Annotated in this window: 6 protein-coding genes; 2 read left to right on the plus strand and 4 right to left on the minus strand. The window is 54.5% G+C overall.

Going from position 1 to position 12427, the window contains the following annotated elements:
* Positions 1-79 precede the first annotated feature (79 nt).
* Positions 80-1951, minus strand: coding sequence for a sensor histidine kinase (locus NST69_RS21740; RefSeq protein WP_342547094.1), 1872 nt, complete (start codon positions 1949-1951; stop codon positions 80-82).
* Complete coding sequence (locus NST69_RS21745; RefSeq protein ID WP_342547095.1) at positions 1848-3209, minus strand: response regulator; 1362 nt, start codon at positions 3207-3209, stop codon at positions 1848-1850. Before NST69_RS21745 ends, NST69_RS21740 begins: the two co-directional genes overlap by 104 nt.
* A gap of 320 nt (positions 3210-3529) precedes the next feature.
* Between NST69_RS21745 and NST69_RS21750 the strand changes: the two genes are divergently transcribed.
* Together NST69_RS21750 and NST69_RS21755 are read left to right on the plus strand one after the other, a co-directional pair.
* Complete coding sequence (locus NST69_RS21750; protein WP_342547096.1) at positions 3530-7255, plus strand: glycoside hydrolase family 9 protein; 3726 nt, start codon at positions 3530-3532, stop codon at positions 7253-7255.
* A 287-nt stretch (positions 7256-7542) separates the two neighbouring features.
* Complete coding sequence (locus tag NST69_RS21755; RefSeq protein WP_340951034.1) at positions 7543-8451, plus strand: ankyrin repeat domain-containing protein; 909 nt, start codon at positions 7543-7545, stop codon at positions 8449-8451.
* Positions 8452-8794: 343 nt separating this feature from the next.
* Here the strand turns inward: NST69_RS21755 and NST69_RS21760 are convergent, their stop codons facing one another.
* Positions 8795-10912, minus strand: coding sequence for a serine hydrolase (locus tag NST69_RS21760; protein WP_342547097.1), 2118 nt, complete (start codon positions 10910-10912; stop codon positions 8795-8797).
* A gap of 65 nt (positions 10913-10977) precedes the next feature.
* Positions 10978-12369: a sigma 54-interacting transcriptional regulator gene (locus NST69_RS21765; protein WP_342547098.1), complete on the minus strand. Its 1392-nt coding sequence runs from the start codon at positions 12367-12369 to the stop codon at positions 10978-10980.
* Positions 12370-12427: the final 58 nt, after the last annotated feature.

A 12427-nucleotide genomic window follows, 5' to 3' on the forward strand; every position in this document is an offset into this window, starting at 1 on the left:
TCCTTTCATGGACTAATTATAGAACCATCCTGCCACCGCTTCGATGATGGATTCCCGTAAAAATGTGATCTTTTATCACTCAGTTGCCGGCAGGTTCGGTCTTCGTCCGGCGCAGCGGCAAGGTAATGATCGCCCGTGTCCACCCCACCCCGGTTCGCTCATAGGTTAATCCGTAGGCCTCGCCGTAATGGAGCTGGATACGCTGGTGCACGTTGCGGATGCCGTAGCCTCTTGCACTATGCTCTTCCCGCAGGATGGCGGCAAGCTCCTCCAGATCTACCGGCAGATGCCCGTTGTCCTCGACGATGAAGCGGAGTGTTCCTTCCGCTTGAACAGCAGATACCCGGATTTCTCCTTCTCCGTCCATCCCGCGTACGCCGTGAAGAATGGCATTCTCGATCAGCGGCTGGATAATGACCTTGGGCGTCTCATAGTCCCTCAAGGTATCATCAATCTGCCAACAGACCTCAAAGGTACCCGGATAACGTTTGGTTTGCAGCCGGGTGTACGCCTGGGCATGCTCCAGTTCTTCCCCGGCCGTAATCATGGTCCGGCCCCGGCTAAGTCCGATGCGCAGCAGCATGGACAAGTCCCTGACCATCTCTCCCACCTCGCCGTTTCCGCTATCCAGCGCATACCAGTAAATCGAGTCCAGGGTATTGTACAGATAATGGGGGGTAATCTGGGATTGGAGCATCAGCAGCTCATATTCCTTCTGCTTCAGCTTCATCCCGTAATTTTCTTCAATCGAATGATCCAGCCTGCGGGTCATTTTCACGAATGATCCCTGCAGAATGCCGAATTCATCATGCCGGAGCGGCTCCTCGGATAACGGCAGCTTGATGCCGGGCTCATAAATTTTCATCACAGAGACGAGCTTCACGACCGGCTTGACGACAAGTCTTACCAGATAGAGAACAAACATCAGGACAAAAGCCAGAAAAACAAAGGAGATGAGCACCAGCAGCTTTTGAAACCAGACTTGCTTGCCGGTAATGGATGCCAGCGGGATTTTGTACAGTAACCGGGTGTGGAATCTGGAGCTGTCCGAATACGCATAGAGCCACTCCTCCCCGCCTTCCTGGGCGAAGGTATAGCCGTAAGCGGCGTCCGGTTCGGTGTTCTTGCCGATCTCGGCCGCAGAAATGCTGCCTGACCCGGTGGACATCAGCAGCTCCCCGTTATCATTGAATAAGAAGGCGCCGGCCGCAGCAGGCAGCTCCACCGAGACCATATCCCGGGTCAGCATCACCTCAACCTTATGGACGACCAGCAGCCCGATCACCTCGTTATAATTCCGGGGGTTCAGAATACTGCGCATGAAGGAGACCGTCCGCTCGCCCGTCGCTGAAGGAATGACGCGCAGCGCCCCTGCGCCGCTGACATCCATCTGCTTGACCATCACGTCCGGCAATCCGCTGTTCACCTGGTCCAGATATTTGAATCCTTTGGTCTTGTGGGACAGATCGAACGGTGTATCCCTGCGCTCAATGTTCTTCATATATATCGCATATTCCGTGCCGCCGGTAGACCAGCTCTCCAGAATATTGTCAGCCTGCTGGATTTCATTCAGGGTATCAATTCCCGTCCAGAAGCTGTACCCTGCCGGATTGCTAAAAAAATGATTATCCAGCAGCGTGATCGTCCGGTCATTGATCGCCGATATCGTTTTGTCCAGCGTGACATGATTCTGCTTCACCAGCTGCAGGGTGGTACTGCCGACCTCTTCCTTGATCGTGTGAAGCGCCACATACGCTGAAATCCAGCCCACCACCAGGAACGGGAGCACGATGCAGAGCAGGAAGGCGAGGATGACTTTATGTTTGAGCTTGAGTTTAAGTTTGAGTTTAGGCTTCAGCCCGGTCCCCTCCTCTGGCCTGTTTGCGGAATTCTGCCGGAGTGAGGCCCAGCACCCGCTTGAACATCCGGCTGAAGTGCTCCGGCGATTCATACCCTACCGCATACGCAACCTCATACCGCTTCTTGTCCGTAGCCATCATAAGGCGCTTGGCCTCTTCCATCCGCAGGGCGGTCACATAGTCCCAGAGGTTGGTTTTCATCTCGCGTTTGAAAATATAACCCAGATGCGCCGCGCTGAAATGGACCTCCTCGGAAATATCCTGGATCTTCAGCGCCGGATTCCGGTAATGGTTCTGGATGTAGCTTGTAATCCGTGAGATTACACTCGGGTCTCCGTCCCGGTCATGCGGTGGTTGCTGGTGCGCCGAATCCGGCTGCTGCCCTCTGCTCAGCTGCTCATGCATGGCGATGTCGCCATAATAGAACACCTTTTGCCCGGGATGAACACTGCTCCGCCCGGCAGCCGTATCCGCTTCTTCCAGCAGTCCGGGAAGTGTAGAGACCCCCCCGCCAAGTGTGCTGAGTCCGATAATGGCCTCCGCATTCAAATGCTGCTTCAGATTCATGGCGATCATCTGCCCGATCATCTGGATCTGCGAGTGCACTCTAACCTGGGGATCACCCATATCCTCAGCGGATAACTGGATGATGCTGATGATCGAATGGCCGAAGCCGTTGAAGGTGATGCCATCCCATTCGGACAACGTTTCGTTCATAATATTGAGAGCCGCATATTTCAGCAGCTTGCGGTCATGCAGCGTAACCTGCTGGCGGCTGAATCCGGCCTGGCTGTAATCTATACGGATGGAGATCACTCCGAAATAGGGCCCTTGCAGCAGGCCGCCCAATTCGCCGGTGATCTCTTCAATATCCTGCGGCGTCAGATTCCGCTCGGTGACCAGCTCCATCAGCCACTCCTCGCGCCGGGAATGCTCCCGGATGTGATGGTGCTCCGCCTGCGGGCTTCTCTCAGGAAGCTCCTTCTGGGTTAACGCTTTGCGCACCACCCGCAGCAGCTCCGTCCGCTCCACCGGCTTCACCAGATAATCCTTGGCTCCCAGCCGGAGCGATTTTTTGGCGAAATCAAACTTCTCATGGGCTGAAATGACGATCACCGGAACATTCCACTGCTCCATATAGATATTCTCCATTAATTCAATTCCACTCATCCGGCCCATCTGGATATCGGTCAGCACCAGATCGAAATGGTCCATCCGTAAGTAGTCAATCGCTTCAAAGCCATTGATGGCCGTCTCCACCTCCGTGATGTTCAACTCCGAAGTGAGCAGGAAGTTTCGGATCCCCGCACTCACTCTCGGCTCATCATCCACAACGAGAATTTTATACATGATGTCCCCCTCTTTCGATTGCCAATTCATCGCCAGGCAGCTTCAGGTGCTTCTGTGTACCACAGTACACTTGCAATAAATAAGCGTAGATGATCTATTTCCGCTTTTCTGTGATCTATTTCCGCATATTGTGCCGCCAGCTTCTATTCGTCCCCCGTTTCATGGATATAGCTCCTTTACCCCCCTAGTATAGATCACATATTTCCTGTAATTCATCATGGATTAGTGATAGTAACTCTTTTATGCTACCTTTGCAAGCGTTTTCATATAAAAGAAAGGAGAGCAGGGTTAACGATATTCCATTATGAGGAGGTTCTACGATGTTCATCCGAAGTCCATTCCCCCAGAGATTTAACAAGTTCGTATCTGTAAGCCTCAGTCTGTTGTTAATTCTATGCAGTGTTGCTCTGTCTCCCCGGCCTGCCGCCGCTGCTGTGGCCCCCTTGCCGGGTCCCGCTCACCCTCTCTTATATGATAATTTCGCCGGCGGAGGCGTGTTCAAGCAGAACTGGACCAACTGGTTCAATCAGAGCGGCGGCAGCGGAACCTTCAGCAAGACCACACAAGGCACCCGCACCATTGGCAAATTCACGCAAACCCCAAGCTCCTCCTCCTCCTGGGCCAAGTTTCAGCCGATGAACGAGACCTTCGACCTCTCCGGCTACCGTTATATGAATCTGTCCCTGAACAATGCAGGGTATGCCCAGTCCCTCATTCGTGTCGTGATCAGCGACGGGATTACCAATTACAATCTGACCGGAGGGTATGTTCCGGCCACGGCTGCCTGGACCGATCTGCAGTTCGATCTGGATGCCTTGTCGCCCAAGATTCAGAAGAAGAAGGTGAAGCTGGAAATCTGGCTGCGACAAGGCGGCGGGACTTACGGGGAGATGCTGGTCGATGATATTGTGTTCACTACAGCATCCACCGGGTCCGCTCCCCAGCTAAGTCCGGCAGGGATGACAGCCAATACGGACGGCAGCTACAACCAGAACACTAATTTCACCTTCGAAGCCACATATACCGACCCGGATAATGAGGCTCCTTTTGCCGTCCAGGTCATCATTGATGACACCGCCTATGCCATGCGTGAGTCCGATCCGGCAGATGTAACTTATACGGATGGAAAAAAATACAGCTTCATGACGAAGCTCCCGGCAGGCGCTCATACCTACTATTTCCGCACCACCGATACGACCTCGGATGAAGTCGCTACCAGTGTCCAGGCGCTGAGTGTTGTCCAGGTCTCCTCCGTAATTGATATTGCTGTGAGTCAGGCCGGATATAGCGCAGGTGATATCAAGAACGCGAAATTCATCTCGGACACCACGGTCACAGATGCCACTTATGAAATACTGGATGGAACTAACGTAGTCTACTCCGGCACGATGACCTATGAGGGTCTGCACTGGAACAAGCATGTCTACGCTATCGGCTTCACCCCGCTCACAGCTTCCGGGAACAATTATAGAGTACGGAGCAATCAGGTGTATTCTTATCCTTTTGAGATCGCTCCGAACCTGTGGGATCAATATAAGGATGAGATGACCGCCTTCTACCGGCTGCTGCGCGCCTCGGTCGCGACCAGCGATGCTTATCCTGCGGGGTACAGCAGTGTAGCGCCTTCAGCCAAGCTCTACCACGGGGCAGGCCATCTGGATGATGCGCAGTCTGCGGACGGCCTGACTCATTATGATCTGACCGGCAGCTGGTATGACGCTGGAGATTACGGCAAATACGGCGGCAACCAGTGGGTCGGCGCGGAGATCGCCCTGGCCTATATCCGTTATGCTGACCATAACAGTGTAAAGTATGATAACGACAGCAACGGGATTCCTGACCTGGTGGACGAATCCGTCTTCGGCAGTGAATATCTGATCAAGTTCGCGGATCAGCTCGGCGGAGAGATGTACAATCTCAGGAATAACGCCTCATTCGTCCATCCTGAGAAATCCACCGACAATGTCTCCGGCACCGCCGATGACCGCAAGCTGACGGACCTGAGTGTCGGCGGCTCGGCCAAGTCAGCAGGTACGCTTGCCGCCACCGCACGCGCGATCCGTACAGCGATTGACGAAGGAGATATCGCATCCGCTCAACTTGCAGAGCTAACGGAATTCGCTGAACAATGTGAGAGCGCGGCGGTAATCTTTTATGAATATGTGGTTGCCCATCCTGACGGACCTATCGGCTCTTATTCCACGAGAGGCGGGATTCCCAATTCCAAGCTGCTGGCGGATGTTGAGCTCTACCTGCTGACCGGCGAAGCCAAATACAAGAATGCTGCCACCGCTACAATTAGCGCACTGACCCTGGGCGACATCTCCTCCACTAACTACTGGGATATGAGTCCGATGTCCATGGCTGAGTTCTATCCGGTTGCCGATGCCGCCACACAATCTCATATTCATAGCCTGCTGAAGGGGCAAGCGGATTACTTCCTCTCCATGACCGATGATACCCCGTACGGGGTGCTGAACCAGTTCAAAAACTTCGGGGTGAACGAGCCTCATGCCTCTTACCTGGGCGATCTGCTGCGGTACTATGAATTATTCGGTGATCCGGCAGCGCTGCAAGGGGTGCTGAAGGGGATGTACTGGGTGTTCGGAGAGAATCCGTGGAATATCAGCTGGGTCTCCGGCATCGGCACCCATCATGTGATGTTCCCGCATACCCGCTACAATGAGGAATCCAATACGCCGGGAGACACCGGGATTATTCTTCCGGGAGCGATGGTCAGCGGGCCTAATATGAAGGACCCCAAGAACAAGAGCAGCATAAGCCCGTGGTATCAGGACCGCTCCCTCTACCTGGATGATACGAACCAGTGGCGGTATAACGAGTTCAGCATCAGCATTCAGGCCGGATTACTCTACACTGTTATGGGCTTGAGCGCTACTCCGGGAACAGGTGCGGATGTTGCCTCTGTGCCGCCGGCCCTGCCGGTCCTCTCGCCTGTGATTGGAGAATGGGTGCGCGGCAATGTAACGGTATTCGCGCGTGCGGGCGAGGAGCTGAGTCAGGTCGAATATGCGGCTACCGGCTTGCCCTATCAGCCGATGACGGTCTCCGGTAACGTGTATTCCACAGTGAGTGGCGCGGTCTACGCTGCGGTCATTGATGAGAGCCAATCCTTGCCTTACACGAATAAAAGAGTCGATGTCCGCGCCAAAGACCCATCCGGCGGGTACACCTACAGCTCCACACATTACACTGTAGCTCCGGCGCTGCCGGACCCTTCCACTCCGCTGCTCTATGATGATTTCGGAGGCGGCGGCTTCTGGGGAGGTTCAGCGGCCAATACCACCTGGGTCAACTGGTATAATCAGAACGGCGGCACGGGAACATTCACCAAGCTTACCGCAGACGGGCGTACCACCGGCCAGTTCAGCCAGACCCCGGCCAGTGTGAACTCTGCGGCGAAGTTCCAGCCGTGGAACGATGTGGTCGATCTCAGCGGCTATCAATATCTGAATATCAGCCTGAAGAATCCGGCCTCGCCTGATCTCAGGACCCGGATTGAACTTAATGACGGCAAACGAACGTACAACCTGACTGGAGGATGGATCGAGGTTCCGTCCGACTGGACAGACCTGCAATTCAATCTCAATGCCCTAACGCCTGCCATCGATAAACGGACGCTCAAGATGTCCATCTGGCTGAAACAAAACACCGTCACTCCAGGCCAAATGCTGGTTGACGAGATTAAAGCGACCAACAAAATCAGCGGAAGCGCACCCACTCTGACCGCAGGCGGTGTAAATCACACTACCGGCACCACACAGACGGATTATACCTTCACTGTAACTTATAAGGATGCGGACAATCAGGCACCGTTCGCTATGGAGCTGATTCTGGATGGCGTCGTCCGCACCATGCAGCCTGCCAATCCGAATGACAATAATTATGTGGACGGCCGAATCTACCAATATACCACCAAGCTGCCCCCGGGCCAGCATTCCTACTATTTCCACACCACCGACACCTTCACCGATGCAGTAAGCACCGGGGTGCAGAGTGGTCCTGAGATTAGTGAAGGACAGTAGGAGTTGCGGGGTTCCGCGGAATTAGCCGAGAGCTGTAGGATTAGCGATGAGTACAGATTTAGCGAAGAGCCATAAGGATATCCCACGCTTCAGCGGGAGAAAATATGCGAGTTTGAAGGCAGAATAGAGAACGGGTATACTACTGTCATGCACAGCGGTACAGTCTGATAGCATAATTACCAGAGTGCACCGCTGTAACATCAGGGCTGTCGCAGCTATGAACCCGCAGACTGCTGGCAGGATGTCGGAGATTGGGACGACAGCGGATGAATGGAGGGAGTTCTACGATGGGCGATGAAGATATCATGTGGCTGACTGTTGATGATCCGCTGGCGAAGTCTGTTGTGCAGGCAATTCGTACAGGCGATGTGCCGGGGTTGACTCAATTACTTGCCGGAAACCCGGGGCTGGCTACAGCCCGAATTGCCGGGACTGAAGAGGGACGTGCAAGTAATGAAGGGACCGGCAGCGGGGAGACTAGCGATGCAGGAACCAGCAGCGTGGATCCTGACAATGCTAATAGCGGAGACGCTGGGGCAAACAGTGAGAACACTGGCGGCGGCACTGATCGCGGGATGTCCCGCACGCTCCTGCATATTGCTACCGACTGGCCGGGGCATTATCCCAACAATGCAGCGGTGGTTACCGCGCTGATTGAGGCAGGCGCTGAAGTGAATGCGCAGTTCAGCGGGGCGCACCGCGAGACGCCGCTGCACTGGGCGGCAAGCTGCGATGACATCGAGGTGCTCGACCTCCTGCTTGATGCCGGGGCCGACATCGAGGCCTCCGGCGCAGTCATCGCGGGCGGCACACCGCTGGACGATGCGGTGGCGTTCTCCCAGTGGAAGGCAGCGCACCGGCTGGTAGAGCGCGGGGCTAAGCCAGCGCTATGGCATGCGGCTGCACTGGGGCTGCTTGGCCTGATGGAGGCCCATTTCGCCGGTGAGTTGCTCTCCCGGCGTTATCCCTGGGGAGCTAGTGCTGCTTCAGCACCGGACGAGGTAACCGTTGCTTTCTGGTGTGCCTGCCACGGCGGACAGCGCGCCGCTGCCGAATACCTGCTCGCCCGGGGAGCCGATCTGACCTGGCGCTCAGCATGGGATGGCCTCACTCCCCTGGACGCCGCTCTGCGCAGCAACGCCGCTGAACTGTTGGAGTGGCTGCAAAGTCTGGGGGCCGAATCGGCACAACACTAGGTAACCTGGAATGAACTGATGGCCCCGGCCTTGTCTGAGAAGATAGGGCCGGGGCTATTTTGGGTGCACTTTTGCTCCTCATTTCCGCTCGCCGCCCACTTTCAGCCGATTCAGGTGCACTTCTGCTCCTCATTTCCATTTGCCGCCCACTTTCAGCCGATTCAAGTGCACTTCTGCGCCGACTTCCGCAGGATCAGAGGGATTCGTGGATATTACAATCTCTTTAACAACGAAACAGGACCGGCCCATTAGCCGGTCCCATTAATATGCAAGCTTCCCGCAGGTCAGCTTCATCCCAAGACTCCAGCCTACTAATGCTGTAGCCTGCTGCTATCCGCAGCGATTATTTGCCCGCTTCCGCAGGCTTCTCCTTCAGTCCGGCGACGATCTGATCGATCGGGTTCGTGAACAGCGCATACAAGATCGCTGCGTTCTCCTTCTTGCTCAGCGCGGCTCTGGACTTGTAATCCATAGCGCCCTTGGCATCCGGCTTGAAGTCCGGTCCGTACAGGCCCAGGGCGACGGCCATTTTCACTGCGGGAACTGCCCATTTATCGGTGTTTCCGGCCAGCTTCACCTTCTGGAACAGCTTATCCGGGTACTGCGCAGTGTACATTCTCCAGATCATGACTGCCGCCTCCTGACGCGAGATGACCCGGTCCGGCTGGAACTCTCCGCTAGCCGTTCCTTCAATCATTCCCAGCTCAACAGCCTGCTGGATGTAAGCGGCATCGGGATGGCCCTGCAGATCCGGGAAGGCCAGCTTCTCAGTAGTGCTTCCTTTGAGCCCGCTGCTCTCCATCATCAGTCGCACATACTGGGCGCGCGTAACGCCTGCCTCAGGCTGGAAGCTCAGCGTGGCATCATTCGTCAGATACCCCAGCGACTGGAGCATCTGCACCGGAGTGGCATAAGGATGGCTCGCGGGAACGTCGGCATAACCAACGCCGTCCGGCCCCTTCTGGGCATAACTGAACGGATTGAGGTAAGGCTCCTTCATATACGCGCTTTGTCCGTCTGCTTTCATGGCGAAGCCCGTTAATTTGCCGGTCAGCTCATCCTTGAACAGATTATCATCTATCTGGATCAGCTTGCGGGAACCCAGGAAAGCATCATTAATCGTTAGCGCACCATTCTGCACAGACACTGTAGACACCAGACTCTTGATACGGAGATCCGCATAGTAGCCGGTGAATGCCCTCAGTGCATCAGCGCTCATCGGCTTGTAAGCATCCAGCTTCACCGGTGCGGCATATTGCGGGAAGAATGTCTGGATAAAGGCCGGGTAGAACAGCTCACGCAGTGTACTTTGCTGATTATAGCCAATGAACACCCCGGTATTCTGCTCGGGAATAAGAAACATATAAGAGCTGAATCCAATCAAATCACCGGCCTTGGTGATAATCTTGGGGCTGCTGCCGGCTCCGGGAAGCTGTATAGGCGCCTCGAAACCATAGGTAGTATTCGGCAGCAAGGGATGGATAGCAGAACGGTATTCCTCCATCGATTGTACAGTGTCCGCCTTCAGAATGCGGTTATTGTCAACCGCTCCCCCGTTCAGAAAAGCCGTCATGAACTTGGCAACATCATCGCCGGTGGACAACATGCCGCCATGCGGCATCACAGTTGGCGTCACGTTGTAGAGATCGACCTCTTTGCCCGTAGCGTCATAGGCAGTAGCAAGATTGTCCTTCAGCTTACCTTCCAGCAGGAAGCCGCTTGAATCCATCTTCAGCGGGGCGAAGACATGCTTCTCCATATACTGCTCATAAGGCATCCCGCTGGCTTTTTCCACCACCAGACCGAGCAGCAACGAAGCGAAGTTATCATACATGTAAGAGGTGCCCGGCTTACGCACCACAGGCGGCATATGCTTCACCACGTAATCCTCAATCGACACCTTGGTGGTGAAATCCTGGTTGATATCCTCCGGCAGCGGGTCCTGGATACGGAAGCCGGTGGTGTGAGTCAGCAGATCCCCCACAGTTACCGGAACCCCGAAGGGGTTGTCGAAGGCCATCGGACCGGTATAAGTCTGGAAATCCGCTTTCAAATCGAGCTTCCCCTGCTCCACGAGCTGCATGGCAGCAGTGGCGGTGAAGGTTTTGGAGACGGAGGCCAGGCGGAAGACTGTTTTGTCAGGGTCTACCTTACTTTTGGCAGCCTTATCCGCGAATCCGAAGCCTTCTTCGATAACCGTCTTGCCATCCTTCACCACCACAACAACCGCACCGGATAGCTGCGCTTTCACCGCATCCGAACTGAAGAATTGCTTGAGGAAGGCCGCAGCATTCTCTGTTGTCAGCGGCTTGGCCGCTGCAGTGGCAGCTGCCGGAGCGGTAGAAGCAGGGGGAACGGCGGCGGCCTGAACAGCCGGAGCCGTAAGTGTCAGAACCAGTGCAGCCGAAAGCATGGTCCTCGTCCAAAAGGCAGAGCGGCGGCGCAACAATGATAATTTCATTCAATTCACTCCATTTCCATAGAATAACACGCACAGTGATAATACGTCTTATCCTGGAAATAGGTTCATTTAAATCGCAGCACCTCTTCCATCTTCTTCAGCTTTCTGTAGATTACCGACCGGTCAACGTTTAGGCGCTTGGCCGCCTCCGTCCCGTTCCCGGCACAATCCTGCAGCACTTTTTTGATATAATGGCCCTCCGCGACAGCAGTGAAATCCTTCAGACTTGCGAGCTGATGCTTATTCTTCTCAATGAAGTGGTCGAGAGAGAACCAGTCGCCAATCTGCTCCTCTTCCTGTATGCTCTGGCCCACATGCTCGGTCACCACCAGCCGCTCGATGTAATTCCTTAATTCTCTAACATTCCCATGCCAGGGCTGGTTCAGCATCTTATCGAATTCTTCGGCACTCAGCACATATTTCTTGCCGTACATCTCATTGAAGCTGGTGATGAAGCTGGAGATTAACCCTACCAGGTCCAGCTTCCGGTTGCGCAGCGGCGGAATATGAATCGGAATCACATTAATCCGGTAATACAGATCTTCGCGGAACAGCCCTTTTTTGACCAGGCTCCAGAGATCCCGGTTGGTAGCTGCAATCACGCGGCAATGGACCGCAATATTGGTAATGCCGCCCACGCGTCTCACTTCATTATTCTCAAGCACCCGCAATAATTTGGCCTGCATCTCCATCGGCAGATCTGCAATCTCATCGAGGAAAAGCACCCCGCCGTTCGCGATCTCAATCATGCCCGCCTTGACCTCGGTCTGCCCTTCTAGGACGCCCTTCTCGTATCCGAACAGTTCATATTCGAACAAGGATGGAGCAATCGCGGCACAGTTAATGGCAATGAAGGGGCCCTTCCACTTCTCGCTCTTCATATGAATGTACTTGGCGATCACCTCTTTGCCCGTGCCGGATTCGCCGTAGATTAGCACCTTGCTGTCGTAAGAGGCAATCTGGTTGCAGACCTTGATAATCTGCTTCATCGCCAGACTCTCAGCCACGATGCCCTTCTTCTTCTCTGCCGCCATACCGCCTAGCTGCTTATGGATCTGCTGGGCCACAGGCACATTCGCTTCATAATAGTTCTGCTCCTGGCTGAATTCATTGGAGGTGGTAACGACCAGTTGTACCTCCCCGTCCTTGTCCAGAATGGGAATGGCCGACGAGAACACATGGAAGCCTCTGGAGGTATTGACGGTCCTGGAGACCTTCTGCTTGGTCGCAATCGCCTCCATTGTGATGGAATTGTTGTAATAACCCGCCTTCACCAGATCCTGGACGTTCGCCTTGAGCAGCTCCTCCAGATGGATACCAATGGTTAGCGCGGTAAATTCATTGGAGATTAAGATATTCCCGTTCTGATCGGTAACAAATAACGTAGACGGATATTCTTCCACGAGTTCTTCGAAAGCGGGTTTACCTGTATTTTTATTTTTTTTGGTCACCTTCATCAGTCCTAACCCATGAGATTAACGCTTACATTCCACCTAGACAAAAAGCCAAACCGCA

The organism is Paenibacillus sp. FSL P2-0089 (assembly GCF_038595095.1).
Classification (GTDB): domain Bacteria; phylum Bacillota; class Bacilli; order Paenibacillales; family Paenibacillaceae; genus Paenibacillus_AQ; species Paenibacillus_AQ silagei.

Bases quoted from the DNA above. Each gene is read 5' to 3' on its own strand.
- NST69_RS21765 (WP_342547098.1), bottom strand. From the start codon at position 12,369: ATGAAGGTGACCAAAAAAAATAAAAATACAGGTAAACCCGCTTTCGAA.
- NST69_RS21745 (WP_342547095.1), bottom strand. From the start codon at position 3,209: ATGTATAAAATTCTCGTTGTGGATGATGAGCCGAGAGTGAGTGCGGGG.
- NST69_RS21760 (WP_342547097.1), bottom strand. From the start codon at position 10,912: ATGAAATTATCATTGTTGCGCCGCCGCTCTGCCTTTTGGACGAGGACC.
- NST69_RS21740 (WP_342547094.1), bottom strand. From the start codon at position 1,951: ATGAATCGCCGGAGCACTTCAGCCGGATGTTCAAGCGGGTGCTGGGCC.
- NST69_RS21750 (WP_342547096.1), top strand. From the start codon at position 3,530: ATGTTCATCCGAAGTCCATTCCCCCAGAGATTTAACAAGTTCGTATCT.
- NST69_RS21755 (WP_340951034.1), top strand. From the start codon at position 7,543: ATGGGCGATGAAGATATCATGTGGCTGACTGTTGATGATCCGCTGGCG.